Genomic DNA, 17683 nt, shown 5'->3' on the forward strand with positions numbered 1-17683 from the left:
ATTAACAATGAGAGAAGCTTATATAGTTCAGGCAGTAAGGACACCCGGTTGTAGAAGGGCTCGCGGCGCTTTCAATCAGACCAGACCGGAAGATCTTCTTAAGACCGCACTAAACGGCCTCATGGAAAGGGCTGGCGTCGACAAAAAGGAAGTTGAAGATATACTTGTCGGTTGCGCATTTCCGGAAGCCGAGCAGGGTCTTAATATAGGAAGGATCATTGCACAGATGTGCGGATTCCCGGATGACACCTGCGGTGCTGTCGTTAACAGGTTCTGTTCATCGGGCTTGGAGGCCATTGCCCTTCAGACTTCACGTATTCTTTCGGGATGGTGCGAAGTTGCAATCGGCGCCGGACTCGAATCCATGTCAATAGTTCCCATGGGTGGAAATCTGCCCAGGCCGCATCCCGAATGGGCCAGGGAAAACCCGAATGTATATATATCGATGGGCATGACGGCTGAAAACGTAGCCCAGAGATATGACATAACAAGAGAAATGCAGGATGCTTTTGCTGTATCATCGAACAAGAAGGCCGCTGCCGCACAGGAAAAGGGACTCTTCACTGAAATAGTTCCGACACCGGCAGTCAAGTATGTTGAAAAGGGCGGTGAATGGGTTAAGACAGTCACTATGCAGACGTTCGATGACGGTGTTCGTGCCGATACGACCATGGAAGGTCTTGCAAAGCTGAAGCCTGCATTCTCCAATGCAAATCCTTGGGTGAAGAACTGTGGTTCAGTAACAGCGGGCAATTCATCACAGACGACAGACGGCGCAGCGGCAACGCTTGTAATGAGCGGTGAAGCAGTCAAAAGGCTCGGCGTTAAGCCGATCGCAAAGATTAAGGCATATGCCGTTGCCGGTTGCAGGGCTGACGAGATGGGCGTAGGTCCGAGATATGCCATCCCCAAAGTTCTTAAAATTGCAGGAATGACGATTGATGATATGAAAAAAGACGGCATATTCGAGATCAACGAGGCATTCGCATCCCAGGCACTCTATTGTGCGCGCGAACTTGGAATCGGCGACGAAGAGCTGTGGTCACACGAAAGCGACAAGAGGATAATCAACGTAAACGGCGGCGCAATAGCCCTTGGCCACCCGCTGGGCTGCACGGGCGCAAAACTGGCTGCCACCCTTGTCACAAATATGCAGAGACTCGGAAAGAAGTATGGAATCGAGTCGATGTGCATCGGTGGCGGAATGGGTGCAGCCGCGATATTTGAACTCTGCTAGATTGATCTAAAATAAACAATAAATAAGGCCGCCATATGGCGGCCTTATTTATTTCAGTATGATTTCTCAATTATTGCCGGAAAAGGGAGCTCAAATCGATTTTATTCCTTTGTTTTAAGCGGGCTTGTTTGCTACAGGATAAAGGATGAACAGGGGCATCATCTATGCAGTTACGGCATATATAATATGGGGATTTATTCCGGTATATATAAAACAACTCAATAATGTCCCTGCGCCGCAGCTTTTGAGCCACAGGATTGTATGGTCTTTTGTGAGCCTGCTCATTGTGATCCTGACAATGTCGCGAATTTCCACATTTGGAAAATCAATAAGAAATGCGGGAGTCCTCAAGATATATTTTATGGCCGCAATTCTTATAGGAATAAACTGGTTTACCTATGTATGGGCCGTGGGTGCTGGTTTTATAGTCGAGGCGAGCCTTGGGTACTTTATTAATCCACTCATAAGCGTTCTCCTCGGGGTGTTCTTTCTCAGGGAAAGGCTTCGCATATGGCAATGGGTTCCCATACTCATCGCAGGCACGGGTGTGGCGTTTCTAACATTCGTCTATGGCAAGATACCTTGGATTGCCCTGGTACTTGCCTTCTCGTTCGGATTCTACGGAATGGTAAAGAAGAAAGGGGAACTCAATTCGCTCGACGGACTTTCGCTCGAGACTGGAATTCTTCTAATGCCGGCCTTGATCTACATTTTCCTTATGGAATTGAACGGCAGAGGAGTAGTTTTTCATTCGGGAGTCAGCACAATCCTGCTGCTTATGGGCGCAGGTGTCATCACGGTTGTGCCTCTGCTCTTGTTTGCCTCGGCGGTGAAGAAGATAGCTCTTACGACAATAGGCATCCTTCAGTATATCGCGCCAACTCTTCAGTTTCTCGTAGGGGTGGTTATATATAAAGAGCCTTTCAATCTTTCCAAACTGACAGGTTTCGGGATAATATGGTTTGCCCTCATTATATTCGGCATTGAAAGCTGGATTCATCATCAGGCGCAGCCTTTTGTTACGGATATTGAATAACAGTTTAATACGTTCAATGGGGCGCCGTTGCCAGCAGGTCTTCGAGAGTTATATCGGTAAGTGATTTAAGTTTTATATCAGCCTCATCGCCTACAAGAGAGCGGGTCACCTGATTCGGAACAGCAACAGTAAAAAGGCCGGCAGCTTTTGCGGCTTTTATACCGTTCGGAGAATCTTCTATGGCGATTGCTTCGCTTGGTTTGCAGCCCAGCACCTCGATTATCTTGAGATAAGGGTCCGGAAAAGGTTTGTGCCTAGCCGTATCCTCTCTGCATACGATCGCGTCAAATCTGTCGAGAAGTCTTTTCCTGCCAAGGTGTTCTTCTATCCAGCTATGATTCGCACTGGATGCAATTCCGAGCTTCAGGCCTATGCTTTTTGCAGTCAGGATTGTCTTTTCAATACCGGGAAGCAAAGGCAGTCCTTTATTCAATTCCGATTCTCTTGTCGCGTACGCAAGTGCCATTTCCATGCGGTCGATAGGAAGGCCGGTAAGCTCCCTCAGGTCTTCATATGGATCAAAGCCGCTAACAGGCACTCCAATACATTCCGCCCATTTATCGATAGTCAGCTCGTGTCCGTGTGTGAAATAGATCTCACGCCATATGTTGAACGCCGTGCTTTCGGTGTCCATGATTGTCCCGTCAAAATCAAATATGATTGCCTTGATCATTGCTCTATTCAGCCTTTTTCAGAATATAGATCTGCTCGAGCTTTATGTCATCCTTGATAGGCTGAAAATCGTAGTATCCGTAAACCGATTCGATCTTTAGTCCGTTTGATTGAAGAAGACCTCTGACTTGATCAGGATACATATAGAATAAGTCGAAGTTATGTTTGTGTTCGCTTATCAATTCATTATTTTTGTATATTCTATAGATATTATTGCATTCGATGACTTGGTTTACCTTGTCATGGCGGCCTTGACTCTCGAATCTCCTGAGACTCTTGCCATCCGGCAGATCTATATTGAGTCCTTCGATATCCTTGTATATTCCCCAGTGTTCGATTAAATCAGTTAAAGGGTTGAATAAAGTAATCACTGTTGTTGATGTGGAATCCATGTGTTGTTTTATGCTCTCAAGGCAGGTTATGCGGTCAGATTCTGTGATGAGCCACTGAAAAGACCTGAAGGGTATGATAATCCAGTTGAACGTTCTTCCAAGATCAAAGACACGCATGTCCCCTTTTACTATTTCGATTCTGCCGAATAATTTTTTAGGCAGCCCTCTTATCTTCTCAATGAAGACTGCAAGCATCTCATCCGACAGGTCGAGGCATGTCATCAGGCAGCCATGTTCTGCTAGTTCGATTGCAACTCTGCCAGTCCCGGCTGCAAGTTCGAGAACGGATGAACCGGGAGGTATGATTTTTTTATAAAAGGGGATATCGTCCTTTGCTATTGAACGATTGTCATAATCATAGATAAATGCGGTATCTTTATACAGGTCCATTCAAGATTCCATTAGGACTAGCTCAGTCATAAGCTCGAAGACAACCATTTGATTATAATCAACCGTATAATTACTATTTCCACAGATGGCCTTCCTATTTGACGGAACCCTCATCAATATTCCCCACCTTCCTGGCCCTGAGAGGCTTGTCCAGGTTGATGCCTTCGGCTATGCCGGTCTCGACGAGCAGGTTCCAGCCTGATGCAATCTGAAGGAATTCGTCGTACGGGTCCAGACCGGGTATAATAATAGTGGGGAAGGGTGTCTCCTTGTGGTCGATAGCGATTATCTTCATGCCCACGCCCTTTACCAGAACGTCGCTGAACTTCTGGATTTCCTCGGCGAAAGGTTCGATAAGCACCAGAACCTCTCGAGGGTCCATGACCTCTTCTATTCCGTGGACTGCATAGGTACCTTCGAGAAAATCAGCCTTTTTGCGGGTGATTTCATTTGTCTTGAGCGTAAGCTCTTCGGCTACTCCGTTGTTGCGGCCTGCAAAATAAATCTGCGGGGCGTCTGAGAGCATCTTTATAATGCTGGGATCGATCTTCATTGTCAGCACCTGCTCGAATGCATCTGCAAGTGATGGCAGGGCTTCGTTCATGCCTGTAGGAGAGAGATTCTCCACAATTGAGAGCATAAAAAGCGCCTGTTCGATGATCGATTTTGTTGCAGCAACTGCATTTTCTTCACCGCATTCAAGCAGGAATCCCTTCTTTGACAATTCCATTATTGGCGTTTTGTCATGTGCGGTAATCCCGTAGATGTTGTCGCACCCCTCGGAATTGAGCTTTCTCAGAAGCGACACAACTTCCTTTGTCTTTCCGGAATTGCTGGCCGCCAGGATCACATGGTCTTTGAGACTGTACTCCATGGACTGTCTGCCGCCGTCGGTGATCATGTTGAAGGCAAGGCCCCTTCTGTTTGCCTGGTAGATGGCGTTTTTCGCCGGGAATATGCGCGACGAGCCCTCGCCAGTAAACAGAAGCCTGTGTTTGTGAATCACGGAATAAGCGACAGGTCTTGAAATCTTGGGGTCGAATCTTCTGATGATGGATGGCGCTTCCATCATTTCCCTGACTAGAGAAAATTTCGTGTATCCGGAATCCTTGAGGTTCATGCCTTTAACTGTCCTTTTACTTGTATCTTGTAATCAGTCATCGGTTTAGTTTTATTATAGCCTCATTGTCAAGGCTTCCAGCTATCCGCAGCATGAACAGCCTTTTGAATGCACGGAAGCTGCTTCATTATCAACGGTTTTTCCCTGCTCAAGGTGAAACACGGGTTTCGAGAGTTCATGAAAAATCCTGTCCATCATGCCGATGAATTTGACAGGCTCACCCAGATAGTCGTCGAACATGTAATTGAAAAAGTCGATACGGTAGGGCGGTCTTGAATAGTCGCGCGGTTCGCAGACTGGTGCGAAATATTCCCTGCCGCAGTATGATTCAAAATCAAACGGTCTTCCGATGAGACCTGATACCTTGCCAAGATTATCAATGACCTTTCTGAATTTTTCAATCAGTTCAACCTGTGAAGGATAATGAAAGGCTGCGGCAAGCTTCTTTAAAAGCTCGTCACGCGTCATGTCAATAAAATACTTGGTGCCTTTGTACCATGGATTGAAGCGGAAGGAGATAAGCACTGTAAGCTCGTAGGCAGGTATCTCCACCATCTGGATTTTCTTTCCGAACTCCCTCTCGTAGCTGTCAATGCAAGCGGCTGTCAGTACATGGGTAAGGTCATGCTCAGGCATGCCGCCCTGGAAAGCATACGTCCAGATTATGTCAGGGTCGTGTTTTTTAATCTTGGCGTAAATGTCGCGGCCCTGTTTTCTCCAGAAGGAAATGCCTTCTTCGAATTGAGCCTCGCTCTTTATCGAATTCACGAAGAGTCTGTAATTGTCAACTTCCGAATAGAGGCCGTTCGTGACGTCGTCATCTTTAAACCCCAACTCGTGCGCCACATTCCAACCCTCAGCTACGCGCTTTTTCCCGTACTCTTCAGGAGTTACATTCTCTTTGAAATAAAGGCCATCGGAATTTGTGAGCCACATAAGCGCCGCCCCCGGCTGCAGTCTCTGAATTATTCCTGCGCTTACGATTTCGTCATCATGATGTGAAAACATGAACAGATGCTTTTTTGATTTGTCCAGAAGTGATTCCATGGATGGGACTTTCTTGAAATCCATAATATCTCCTTAGTTCTTAAATATATCTGATATAAGCATTAGAACCTGTTGCCTTATATTTTTTTCAGTATCAAGCCTGAATCTGCCCGGAAGCTTATAAATGTATGGCACAACATCGACCTCGTATCCGCCGAAAGGGATTTCTTCGACAGTTGGAAGATAACCGGTCATGCCGTCCGTGTATCCGGTGAAAAGGGTTATCGGCGCTGATGAGGCAGCTTTCATCTGAATGCCGGTTTCAGTAAATGTCTCCATTGCTACCGATGCTATAGCGATATCTCCAATCCTAAGCACTCCGGTTCTTATTGGAGTGGAATAGCCTTTGTCGTCATGTTTCAATATCGTCTTCCAAGGGTAGCGGACATCAAGAAACGGATCTATCATAAATTCAGGTATCACCGCCCCTTCCATAAGCATGGCAGCACCTTTCTTAAGCATGGGTCTGTAAATCCTTTTAACACTAAAACTTTCCATGCCTGCCGGGACATCCACATAGGCACTAACCTCACCGGTGGCGGCCGACAAGGGTAGAGGGTTTATCTTAGTCAGCCTTCCTTCAGCTTCAATAACGGCTTCAGCAACTATACCGCCAAGCCGCTCTACATCGGGTCTGTTGTCGTCCGACCACTCAACATCGGGATTTATGTTGGCGCATGCACCCTGGATGAACATGCAGAAGCCGCCCAGTTGCTTTTCAACCTTTGCCCTCATTGCCCCCGGCCAGTCGGCGGAGATTACATTGCTTTCTTCGCCAAGCACACAGGCATGACAGGCGTAATTGACAATAGTTACGACAGGTTCGGCGCCGCTTGAAATCCGTATGATATCAACATCCCTGTCAACTAAACCGTCCCGGTTCCAGCCTATGACGGTTGTGCCGTCTGAAAGCCTCTCCCTTCTGTTGATGCCGATGCCGCAATGAGTCCGGTCATGACTTATTTCAACATTGACAAGGTTTGATGATGCGCGTGCAGCGGATGCAATCAGGCTTTTTCCCAGCCAGTCGCAGTAAAGGTAGTTTGACATTATGCCTTTTGTCGAGATGGGCTCTTCAGTCGAAAGCATGAGTCTGTAAAGGTAGTATTTCGCTCTGTTTTTAAGGGATGGTTTATAAGGCGGCCATGCAATCGGCCCTGAATGCGTATGTGAGCAGAACAGTCTGATGTTTTTTGCTGCGATGCCGAGTCTTGCTGTTATGCCAGCCTTGATGGTATCGACAGTCTCCCAGTTAAGCGCCAGAAGATCGAGTGAGATCAGGATAAGCTTCTCGTTTCCGTCATCGAGGATAAGAGTGGTTGCAGTAAGATCGGTATGTACGTCTTCAGCACCGCCCTTTCTTCCGGAATATCCGATTAGATAAATACCGCGGGGTGGTGTTATGATTATTCTGTCAATTCCTGCTTTCAAAAAGGGCATATCTCACACATTTTTCTTGAGGTCAGAATTCATGTTTGTGAATAAAAGTCCTGCAAGATTTCTTTAAAATCGCTCTTAATTCCTCACTGTCATTAATAATCAATCGCCTCAGGGAAGCAGTGAAGCATATACTGTGCATGCAGAACCTTGAATCCTTCGCCGAACTCGAAATCCCTGCCTTGCGCCAGGCTTCTGCATCTCATCTCGTCATACATTTTCAGCATGCCCAGCGATTCTTCAGTGAACTGGCTTTTGTGCTCGGCAATAGCCTTGAATTTCCGCTCCCTGAAATTGCCTGCATCAATTATGACATTCGGCCTTGCGGTGAAAGAAAAGGCGATTCCTTCGATGTCATAGGGTTCAAAATTTCTGTCAATATCAGGCTCGGTAAGAATAAACGGGAAATTGTAAAGCAGCAGCGCCTCGCTTGCTGCATGCCCTGTCTTGATATGATCCATATGTGCCTCATACATAAGCCAGGGATCAACAGTGAAAATGAAATCAGGTCTCAGCATGCGGATATGTTTGATGATCTGGTTTCTCGCATCATGCTGCGACCAGTCTCCGGCGTCGGTGTAATTAAGCCAGTAATAGCCTTTTACGCCAATAATTTTACCGGCGGCCATCTGCTCTTCCTTGCGCTGGTCCTGTCTCCTTACGAGGTCGTCGGCGCCTGCATCCTTGAATCCTGCCGAATCGTCGGTCACTGTCAGATAGTTTATCTCAATACCCAGGTCTGAAAGCATTGAAAGAGTGGCTCCAGCGCTTATGTCCATATCGTCGGGATGCGGCTGAATGCAGAGAATTTTTTTTGCCTTACGCATATCCGTTATCGGGAGAATGTCTTTTATATCCATTCCGTGCTCCTGAAATTATATTCCGATTTTTTATCTGATAATCAACTTCAAATCTGAAATGTCAACAGTCTGATAATAAAAAACCCCCTTCCGTTCAGGAAGGGGGTTTTTTATTTATTCTCCCCAGCGCGAGGGGTCGAGTACTATGCTGCAATCACAGAGCTTCGCCCCGGTTGGGTTTCTGAACGGGGAATAGCAGTACTCCATAAGGAACGCCAGTTCGTCTGCTCCCACAACACGAGTATCAGTTGTAGGGCTGTTGCCCGGAATGTAGGATACAAAGCCGTTCGGAACCGTCGGTGACCAGAGGTTCCAGTTGGGCCATGTTATATAATAATCCGCAGCCTTGCTGTACTCTGTAGCAATAAGCCTTGCCTCGGAGGACTTGAGCGGAAGCCCGTTTGATGCGGCAACCAGAAGGTGGGTTGCGAGATCTGGCTCCCAGTCCGGACATGGTTCGCTTGTTGGTTTGCCCTTTCCTGCCATCATTGCATCCATCCTCTCGGACATTCCCGTGAGTAGCTTAAGGGCCATATCGTCTTCGTTGTTCATAAGCGCGTTGGAGATTGCCGCCTGATGGAAATATACTACTATCGCCATGTTGTAATAGTGAATCTGTCCGGCAACCATATCATAGAGGTTTATGGTGCCTTTCCCGCAGTCGTTGCAAAGCGGACTTTGATAGCCCAGGATGGCGGATGTAATTTTGGCGTTGCATTCCGCATTCGGCACCAGTATTTCAAAATTCACGAAGCTCATGAGGTCTTTGACCAGCCAGGGGGTTTCCTCTTCAAACATTATCTGGGTGTTACCTTCCTTATCCTTGGCCCTTATATAGTAGCCTGAATCGACTATATCCTTTGCAAAAGCCTGCAGATAAGCCACCGCCCTTGTTGCAGCGTCTCTTATGTTTGCATCGGGGGCCTCTTTCGCCAGCCTCATTATCATCGGAACCATTCTGTATATATGCGGAACATCGTCCTTGCTTCGCATGTTCCTTATCCAGATGCTTCCATAATAAGGGTTGATGTCGTTCGGTATCGTATGGGCGTTCCAGTCGTACTTTTCGCCGCCAGCCTTGACAGGGTTATAGTCCACCTTTACCTTTCTTCCTAGAACCGTATATTCGTGATTCTGGGTGAATATGCAGCGTGGCATGATAGTTCTCTCCGGGTCATTGTCGCTGTATTCTTCGCCCTTGAAGAATGCTTCGATTCCCCTGCAATAGCTTTCAGCAATCTTTCCCATTAAAGGATCACCGCTTGCCAGGTATCCTGCAATTACGTTATTGAGCATTTTTCCGGAACGTATCCAGAGATTATCCGATCCTCCTCCATGATGGAATGTGACAGTGTCCCCGTTCTTCTCGGCGGAGAAATCCTGGAGGTGGGCCTTATACCATGGCATGCCGTAAGGATTGGATTCGTCCATTCCGTTGCTTGTAAGATACATCCATTCAAAGTAGTGGGTGTCTTTCCACAGTCCTGTGATCTTCTTTGTAAATGCAGCGATTTCGTTATCAGAAAGAGGAGTGCCTTTATCCGCCCTGGTAAAGGAGAATGGAAGTGTATCCGGATAATCCGGTATATTTGCTGTCAATTCATAAGAGGGAGGCGCGATCGGGTTCAAAACAACATTGATTTCAGCGCTCGCTGAAGGATTCTTTGTTTTTACAAGACGGAATCCGATAAAACGGCATCTGTAATCGGGTGTAAACCCTTCGCGGTATGCAGAGCGCAGTCTGGTGGATCCGTCGAAACGGATGCTGCCGCCGCGAACAACCTTGAAATGCCCTGTATCGGGGCCTGTAGGATTGAGAATATCGCCTGCATAGTCCCCGTAATTGTCCCAGCACCATTCCTCCACATTTCCGCTCATGTCATAAAGGCCCCATTTATTTGGTGATTTGAGGCCGACATTATGGGTCATATTGGAACTGTTGGCGCAATACCACGCAATTTTATTGAGCGTGGGATCGCCTTCACATCCGGGAACGGATATTTCACCATTATAAACAGGGGAGGTTGTTCCTGCACGTGCCGCATATTCCCATTCGGCTTCTGTCGGCAGCCTGTATCCTTCAGCCTGATATACGCTGGCAATACCGTTAAGGCTGACATCAGCGGATTTAATACCACCGTGGGTTCTGCATTCCATGCAGTCGGTAACAGCAGTGCCGTCTTCGCATACGACGTTGCTCAATATGTACGTGGGTTTAAGCCCCTTTTTTATGGACTTTGCATTTGCATACGCAAGGGCATCATACCAGCTGACGTTTTCCACAGGCTTTCCTGGATTAGGCAGGGACTTTGGGAAATAGCTTGGATCAAATCCCATAAGGCTTTTGAAGTCACTCCAGGTGACCTCTGTCGAAGCGGCTTCAATATCATACGTCAGGGTTACCTCGTGCTGTGCCTCGTTTGCCCTGTGGCCGAGTTCGTTTGCCGGACTGCCCATGACAAATTTGCCTGCCGGGATAGTCTTCTCTTTGCAGCCTGAAAAAACAATCGAAACAGCCAGAAGTAAAAAGATGAAAATTTTCCTGTTTATTAATGAATGTCTCATATCCCCACACCTCACATTGAATTAATTATCATTGTTAAACCTTAATTACATATAATATAAAACATAAATCATCAAGAGCAAGAAACTTTAATTATTAAGTTCGGGAGGTTTTTAATGAGAAAGGTTCTGGTGACCGGTGCAACAGGATTCATAGGCAGTCATATTGTAACAACCTGCCTTGAAAGAGGTGATGCCGTTGCCGCTCTTGTCATGCAGGGGGACACCGAAGGATTGGTGCTTGAGAAAAAAGGCGTCGAAGTCTTCTATGGAGATGTGAGGAAATACAAGTCTCTGGAAAAAGCCTGCGAAGGAAGGGATGTCGTTTTCCACTGTGCAGCAGTTGCAACGGACTGGGCTCCGAAAAAGCTGTTCTTGGATGTGACCGTGGGCGGTATGGAAAACATCTGCAAGGCATCACTGAAAGCGGGTGTTAAAAGGTTCATAGACATAAGTACGAGCGATGTGTTCGGCCTTCGTGAAGACATTACAATAGATGAAACCCTGCCGCTGCGTTTCTGGAAGGAGCCATATCCGGATTCAAAAATCATGGCGGAAAAAATCGCTTGGAAATATCACAGGGAACACGGCCTGCCTGTCAGTATGGTTTACCCGTTATGGGTATATGGTCCCGGGGACAAGACATTCGTTCCTCTGCTTGCAGACGCCATCATAAAAAAAGAAATGATATTCTGGCAGAGGGGTGCGATTGTCTGGCCCACTTACATTGACAATCTAATGGATCTGCTGATGATCATATCCGAGGACGACAGGGCGGTAGGCAACGGCTATCTTGTGCATGACGGCATATCGGTTACCCTCGAGCAATTCTGTTCAGGGATTGCAAAAGCCGTTAACGCAGTTGAAGTAAATACATATATACCTTATGCTGCTGCCTACATAGCTGCATTTGTGATGGAAGTCGTATGGAGACTCTTCCGGATAGAATCGCGTCCGCTGCTCACTACATACACAGTGAAAAATCTTCACTCAAGGATGGTATTCTCAATCGACAAAGCCAGGAAGGAGCTTGACTGGAAACCCGTAGTATCATTCCAGCTTGGCTTTGGGGAAACGATGAGATGGCTGAAAACCCTTGATCTGTCAGAGTTGAAGCAGAAATAGGTTCAAGGCATACCCTTTGTTTGAAACGATATATCGCATGATATCTATCAATGATATTATGAAAAATCTGAATAACTTAAAGCGAATTATTGATTCAAGTTATTTGATTATGAAAGTCAATCATTAATAAATTAACATACTGGTTAAATGTATGGGTAGTGGGACCATCACTGATGATGATTCTGTTGGTCATCGCGATAAATAAGATAAAAACAAGGGTACAGACGCTTATGAAAATTCCGGGGTAATCAGACAGGTGGAGACGATTTATTTCGACAACGCAGCGACTTCATGGCCAAAGCCGGAATCCATGGTGCAGGCTATGACGGATTTTAACGCCGGAATAGGGGCCAGCCCGGGCAGGTCCGCTCATAGAAGGTCCGTTGATTCGGGAAGGCTCATATTTGAGGCAAGGGAGAGAGCAGCCTGTATCCTGGGGGCTGAAGACCCTCTGGGTATTGTATTTACTAAAAACGGAACAGAGGCGCTCAATATCGCGATAACTGGACTTCTGAAACCGGGAGACAGCTGTATAACTTCGAGCATGGAGCACAACTCGGTAATGAGGCCTTTAAGGTCATTGGAATTATCGGGTGTCAGGCTTGATATTATCAGCTGTTCCGAATCAGGCATGCTCGATCCGGATCATATAAAACGCGCAATAAAGCCCGATACCAGGGCGATATACCTGATGCATGCGTCGAATGTTACAGGTAATGTCATGCCTGTCGCCGAGGTCGGCTTAATTGCGAAGGAACACGGCATAATATTCTGTGTGGATGCTGCACAGACAGCGGGTGCTGTCCCGATTGATGTTAAAGGCATGGGAATCGATATGCTTGCTTTTACTGGACATAAATCCATGTTCGGACCGCAGGGCACCGGTGGTCTTTATATCAGGAAGGGACTGGAGGGGATGATTGAGCCAATAATGTCCGGGGGTACCGGCAGCCGATCCGAATATGAGCATCAGCCTGATTTCATGCCTGATAAATATGAATCGGGAACGCCGAATACAATCGGTATTGCAGGCCTCGGAGCCGGAATCCGGTTTGTAGAAAAAACAGGAGTAGGTTTAATCAGGGACAAAGAGAGGTCGCTTTTGCAGAATTTTATTGAAGGGCTGAAAAAGATAAGAGGTGCAATTATTTACGGGCCGCAGTCGATTTCGGACAGGGTTGCAGTTGTTTCCTTCAACCTTGAAGGCATAAGCCCGTCGGAAGCTTCCCTTATCCTTGACGAGAAATATAGAATCATGTGCAGACCCGGCCTTCACTGTGCGCCTCAGGCTCATAGAACAATAGGGACATTCCCGGCGGGCACCTTGAGGTTCAGTTTCGGATATTTCAATACAGAAGAAGAGATAGAGTACGGCCTGAAGGCGCTATATGAAATAAGCCGAAGATTATGAAAGGAGATTGATATATGAAGAGAACAGTTGATGCACGTGGTTTGAACTGCCCGCAGCCTGTTATCCTTGCAAAAAAAGCGCTTGAAGAGAATGAAAATATCGTTGTCATCGTAGATAATAAAGCTGCAATGGAAAACGTAAGAAGGCTTGGAGCAAAGCTCGGATGTTCAGTGGAAATGGAGAATTTAGGGGATGGTGAATTTCATATACATTTGAAAAGGGGCGATATCGACACGGCTGCAATAGCTGATGTTCCTGTTTCGTGCAACGCTTCAACTGGTGAACTCGTTGCTGTTATCTCTTCTGAAACAATGGGAAGCGGGAATGATGATCTCGGAAAGGTTCTTATGAAGGCATTCATTCATACCCTTGTACAGGCGGATGAACTTCCTTCCAGAATGCTTTTTTACAATACCGGTGTAAAACTGGCGGCGGTGGATTCCGAGGTTCTGGACGACCTGAAAAACCTGGCCGATGCCGGGGTGGAGATACTTCTGTGCGGAACATGTCTGAATTTCTTTAACCTCTCCGGCAGCACCGGTGCGGGAAGGATTACAAACATGTTCGAGATTCTTTCCGTCATGTCAAATGCAGCCAGACTGATCAGGCCATGAATCATGTCAGGGAATATGTCGCTTTACTTTTCAATTCGGTCAGCCATGCGATGATGGCGGAAAAAATTCTAAAAGAAGAGGGCATATCACATAAGCTTATTCCTGTACCCAGACATATAAGCTCAGACTGCGGTGTATGCCTGAGGATTGAACTCGGGGATGAGGAGAAAATCAGAAAGCTGCTTGATGCTAAAGTGGAAATAACAGGCAGAGGCGATCTTTGATTTAATAAAAAGATTTCAGTATGTTGACTAATTCTTGCAGTATATGCTATAAAAAATCAGTTTTTGTGTTTAATTACATTAATCAATTGAGGAGGCATCACATGAAACGATCTCTTTATTTTTTGTCCGTTATACTGGTAGCTTCTTTTCTGAGCGGGTGCATTATATCAAAAACGCCTGAAACAAATGATCTTGCCATGACATTGGGCGACATAACGACTTTCAGCATGAAGGTATTTCCATCAAACGCAGTCTATACCTGGACTCTTGATGGTGTAGATCTGCCCGATACCGAATGGTCCTATATCTATACGGCTGAAGCCGGGGACCATACGCTGACAGTCAAAGCCAAACATGTTTTTGGCACGGATACCCAGACTTGGAATATGACAGTAAACAGTCCGCCTGTAGCCGCAGCTGCAATCAACAGCAGCATCGTAGTGTTCGGCGGCAAGGCGATCCTTGATGGTGCTGCAAGTTATGACCCCGATGGTTCGGATTTGACCTATGCCTGGACTGTAATAATGAAACCATCAGGCAGCACGGCCGCACTTTCAAGTGACACTGCCGTCAGTCCGACATTCATACCCGATAAGGAAGGCCGTTATATGTTCAGTCTCGTAGTGTCCGATGGTGAACTTTTCAGTAAGGCAAGCAAGGTCACTCTCGACACATTCGACGGCAGCTTCGAATCGTGCATATCAGCGCCTTGGGCCATAACTGTTGTAGATAATGTGGAATATTCATTCCCGAGTGACTATGTGCACGGCGGTTTCCTTTCTTTCAAACCGGATGCTAAAATGGGCCATGATAATGACAACAAACTTGTCCTGAGCTTCCCGTTCCCGAAACCGACATATGTCTATTCAATAAGCGCCTGGATGTACAGGAAAGGATCGGCCTCCTCGGCTGTCCACAGCAGGCTCTATGTTGACGGAACTCTCATGCTGAACGGAACTCCAGCACCACGCGACCCACATGGAATTGACGGCAAGTACCACATACTGGACCCGAAAGATCCCAATGTATGGGTTCAGCGTACATGGGCGGTGAATGCCCTGGTTTCCACAATCAACTTTGTGTATGACGATCTATTTATCATTGACAATATTTACCTTGACGATATCGTAATAAACACTTGGGGAGATTAAAGGAAAGTATTCAAACAAAGGGGGATCTGCTTAAAGATCCTCCTTCATTTTGAAGTGGTTCAAGCATGGATTTCATTACCATATTCTCCACTGACATTGACTTTTAATCTTTAAAAGGCCAGAATCATTTCAAATGATACCTGTATTCTTTAAAATCGGATCAATACCTGTAACATCATATGGATGCATGCTTGCACTCGGGTTCATATGCGCCTATTTTCTTCTTGAATACGAGTTCAAGAAGAGGGGAATTCCGGGAGAATTCGCTTCTACCGAGATACTGTTGGGCCTGATCGGGGCCTTTATCGGTGCAAGGCTTTTTCACCTCCTGGATCATCCGGACAGCCTTTCCGGAACTAATCTCATATCGGCCGTAAGAAACATGGGCAGTTCATGGTATGGGGGGCTGATCTTCGCCTCTGCATTCATTCTTTATGCAGGCTACAGAAAAAAGATATCATTGACTGCTCTCATGGATGCATCCGCTCCGGCGATCGCCATAGGATACGGTTTCGGCAGGATAGGATGTTTCCTTTCAGGTGACGGGTGTTACGGAGAGCCATGCAGCCGTCTGGGTATAAACTGGCCTGCCCCTTTATGCATGTCGTTTCCGAAAGGGTCTGTTCCAACGGCCGATGTAGTACTTAATACTCCCATAATAGAGGCATTCGGGGCCCTGATCACGTTTATTATCCTGATGTTTTTGAGGGACAGGCTCAAAAAACCTGCAGCCCTTTTCGGTGTTTTCCTTATCATTCATGGTATAATGAGGTTTGCAGTCGAGATTGTCCGCATTAATCCGAACGTCGGGTTCAGCATGTCTCAGGCACAGTGGATATCATTCTTTATAGTAGCCGCAGGCATCTACCTTATGGCCGGAAAAGCCCTGCCTGAACCTGTGACAGTTAAAGAAAAACCTGTTGATAAGAACGGAAAAAAACGGAAAAAAAGAAAATCCGGTTAATCCTGAAAATATTATTTATCAAGACTCCAGTCGATATTCCTGCCGGAGTCTTGTCATGCTGTTTTATTCTGTTTGTAAGCGTTATTCCGGGCCTTATCCACACCATCCCTGTACATCCTGAATATTCCGAGAGAGATGCCGAGAACAAGCATGCCGAGCATAAAAGCGGGTTCTGTGTTGAAACTTACATCGATCCATCGTCCCACATACATGAACACGAAAGAGGAGATGACTATTATGAAACCCCATGCACTGATTCTCAGGACATCGTTCATTTCTTTTCTGGCTTTGTCATCTTTGAACATCTTTTTCATAGCCTTCTCCTTTACTGTTTGTCCGGGGCGGGATTTGGATCCCGTCCCGATACGGCCTAATCAGCTTACAAGGGTTTTTACGGATTCGATAACCGGCGCCGTGAAAAGCGCTACCAGAACTGCATAAAGTGCAAATGATCCGATAGCCTCGCTCAAATACATCTTCTGATACCTGTACTTCAAAGATACGATGGTCAGTCCGCCCATGATGAGGCATCCGAGATTGAAGTAAGGAAAATTGCCGCTGCCGGAAACTGCGTTTGCCGCGAAGGCGAAGGACGCCGTTATTAATATTACGAATACCGATACGATCAATGTCTGCAATGTCCGTTTCATTTTTTAACCCTCCCTGAATTTTCGTTTCAATATTCAATTCTATAGGAAGAACCGTGCCAGTTTATGATAAAGAGTAAATAAAGTTTGTAACTAACTGATATTGCAGTGATAAATGCTACTGAAGGATGAATTGACGATGCCAAAACTGGTAATGTTGCTGATCAATTCTTTTAAAAAAATATTTAATGATTAAATGAAACGTTTAATTACAGCATGGAGTCCGGCATGAAAATAAAACAACATCTGTACTTTGATTTGAAGAAGAGAAATAGTTGGGGTATTATTCATTTCAGAAAGAATCTGATAGAATGAATTGGAGGGAATACATGGAAATTCTTAAAAATCCGGTGCTCATATGGTTCATCGTGGGGGCGATTCTTTGCCTTGTTGAGATGGTGCTTCCAGGACTGGTCCTCTTTTTTTTCGGACTGGGAGCCATGCTGACAGCTATCCTGATATTGATAATTCCTCTTGCTCTTTCTTTTCAGCTTTTTGCCTTCCTTGTTTTTTCCTTGGCTTTGCTTCTCCTGCTAAGAAAGAAATTCAGCAGTGTGTTTGTAGGAAGAAACAGGACGCCGGGCACTTCGGATGAATACCTGGAGGGTTATGTGGGTAAAAATGCCGTTGTCATTCAGGAGATCAAACCAGGCATAGCCGGCAAGGTCGAATTCAGGGGCAGCTCATGGCCGGCTGTTTCGGATATAGCAATTCCCGAGGGTGATAATGTGGAGATAACAGGCAGGGATAATATTACACTCAAGGTTAAACCGTTAAAAAAATAGATAAGGGAG

Annotated in this window: 18 protein-coding genes; 9 read left to right on the top strand and 9 right to left on the bottom strand. The window is 46.2% G+C overall.

Features of this window, described 5'->3' with window-relative positions:
• The first annotated feature begins 7 nt into the window (after window positions 1-7).
• Together VIS94_17015 and rarD are read left to right on the top strand one after the other, a co-directional pair.
• Window positions 8-1237: a thiolase family protein gene (locus tag VIS94_17015; protein ID HEY9162780.1), complete on the top strand. Its 1230-nt coding sequence runs from the start codon at window positions 8-10 to the stop codon at window positions 1235-1237.
• A gap of 145 nt (window positions 1238-1382) precedes the next feature.
• Complete coding sequence (gene rarD, locus VIS94_17020; protein HEY9162781.1) at window positions 1383-2273, top strand: EamA family transporter RarD; 891 nt, start codon at window positions 1383-1385, stop codon at window positions 2271-2273.
• A gap of 13 nt (window positions 2274-2286) precedes the next feature.
• On the opposite strand, the gene VIS94_17025 is transcribed toward rarD, so the two are convergent.
• The 7 genes from VIS94_17025 to VIS94_17055 all read right to left on the bottom strand — a co-directional run bounded on the left by VIS94_17025 (window position 2287) and on the right by VIS94_17055 (window position 10756).
• Window positions 2287-2946, bottom strand: a complete 660-nt coding sequence (locus tag VIS94_17025; protein HEY9162782.1) for an HAD family phosphatase — start codon at window positions 2944-2946, stop codon at window positions 2287-2289.
• A gap of 4 nt (window positions 2947-2950) precedes the next feature.
• Window positions 2951-3727 carry a class I SAM-dependent methyltransferase gene (locus tag VIS94_17030; protein ID HEY9162783.1) on the bottom strand — a complete coding sequence of 259 codons (777 nt, stop codon included), beginning with the start codon at window positions 3725-3727 and terminating at the stop codon, window positions 2951-2953.
• A 94-nt stretch (window positions 3728-3821) separates the two neighbouring features.
• Window positions 3822-4847: an SIS domain-containing protein gene (locus tag VIS94_17035; GenBank protein HEY9162784.1), complete on the bottom strand. Its 1026-nt coding sequence runs from the start codon at window positions 4845-4847 to the stop codon at window positions 3822-3824.
• An 81-nt stretch (window positions 4848-4928) separates the two neighbouring features.
• Window positions 4929-5918, bottom strand: coding sequence for a PIG-L family deacetylase (locus VIS94_17040; GenBank protein ID HEY9162785.1), 990 nt, complete (start codon window positions 5916-5918; stop codon window positions 4929-4931).
• A gap of 9 nt (window positions 5919-5927) precedes the next feature.
• Window positions 5928-7325: a hypothetical protein gene (locus tag VIS94_17045; protein HEY9162786.1), complete on the bottom strand. Its 1398-nt coding sequence runs from the start codon at window positions 7323-7325 to the stop codon at window positions 5928-5930.
• A gap of 101 nt (window positions 7326-7426) precedes the next feature.
• Entirely contained in the window at window positions 7427-8191 is a 765-nt protein-coding gene (locus VIS94_17050) for a PIG-L deacetylase family protein (GenBank protein HEY9162787.1), read from the bottom strand.
• A 114-nt stretch (window positions 8192-8305) separates the two neighbouring features.
• Window positions 8306-10756 carry a formylglycine-generating enzyme family protein gene (locus tag VIS94_17055; protein ID HEY9162788.1) on the bottom strand — a complete coding sequence of 817 codons (2451 nt, stop codon included), beginning with the start codon at window positions 10754-10756 and terminating at the stop codon, window positions 8306-8308.
• Window positions 10757-10870: 114 nt separating this feature from the next.
• Between VIS94_17055 and VIS94_17060 the strand changes: the two genes are divergently transcribed.
• From VIS94_17060 to VIS94_17085, 6 genes are all read left to right on the top strand, one after another.
• On the top strand, window positions 10871-11878 hold the full coding sequence (locus VIS94_17060) for an NAD-dependent epimerase/dehydratase family protein (protein ID HEY9162789.1): 1008 nt from the start codon (window positions 10871-10873) through the stop codon (window positions 11876-11878).
• 256 nt (window positions 11879-12134) lie between these two features.
• Window positions 12135-13289 (top strand): aminotransferase class V-fold PLP-dependent enzyme, encoded by a 1155-nt coding sequence (locus tag VIS94_17065; GenBank protein ID HEY9162790.1) that lies wholly within the window; start codon window positions 12135-12137, stop codon window positions 13287-13289.
• Window positions 13290-13303: 14 nt separating this feature from the next.
• Complete coding sequence (yedF, locus tag VIS94_17070; GenBank protein ID HEY9162791.1) at window positions 13304-13903, top strand: sulfurtransferase-like selenium metabolism protein YedF; 600 nt, start codon at window positions 13304-13306, stop codon at window positions 13901-13903.
• Window positions 13900-14127, top strand: a complete 228-nt coding sequence (locus VIS94_17075; protein ID HEY9162792.1) for a DUF3343 domain-containing protein — start codon at window positions 13900-13902, stop codon at window positions 14125-14127. The genes yedF and VIS94_17075 overlap by 4 nt, the downstream gene beginning before the upstream one ends.
• 101 nt (window positions 14128-14228) lie before the next feature.
• Window positions 14229-15278 (top strand): Ig-like domain-containing protein, encoded by a 1050-nt coding sequence (locus tag VIS94_17080; protein HEY9162793.1) that lies wholly within the window; start codon window positions 14229-14231, stop codon window positions 15276-15278.
• A gap of 133 nt (window positions 15279-15411) precedes the next feature.
• Window positions 15412-16242, top strand: coding sequence for a prolipoprotein diacylglyceryl transferase (locus VIS94_17085; GenBank protein ID HEY9162794.1), 831 nt, complete (start codon window positions 15412-15414; stop codon window positions 16240-16242).
• A gap of 53 nt (window positions 16243-16295) precedes the next feature.
• Here VIS94_17085 and VIS94_17090 read toward each other — a convergent pair whose 3' ends face one another.
• Together VIS94_17090 and VIS94_17095 are read right to left on the bottom strand one after the other, a co-directional pair.
• A complete protein-coding gene (locus VIS94_17090) occupies window positions 16296-16556 on the bottom strand; it encodes an AtpZ/AtpI family protein (protein HEY9162795.1) in 261 nt (86 codons plus the stop codon).
• Window positions 16557-16616: 60 nt separating this feature from the next.
• On the bottom strand, window positions 16617-16892 hold the full coding sequence (locus VIS94_17095) for a hypothetical protein (GenBank protein ID HEY9162796.1): 276 nt from the start codon (window positions 16890-16892) through the stop codon (window positions 16617-16619).
• Between the two features lie 326 nt (window positions 16893-17218).
• On the opposite strand from VIS94_17095, the gene VIS94_17100 reads away from it, so the two are divergent.
• Window positions 17219-17674 carry an NfeD family protein gene (locus tag VIS94_17100; GenBank protein ID HEY9162797.1) on the top strand — a complete coding sequence of 152 codons (456 nt, stop codon included), beginning with the start codon at window positions 17219-17221 and terminating at the stop codon, window positions 17672-17674.
• Window positions 17675-17683 lie beyond the last annotated feature (9 nt).

Source organism: Desulfomonilia bacterium (assembly GCA_036567785.1).
Lineage (GTDB): Bacteria > Desulfobacterota > Desulfomonilia > UBA1062 > UBA1062 > DATCTV01.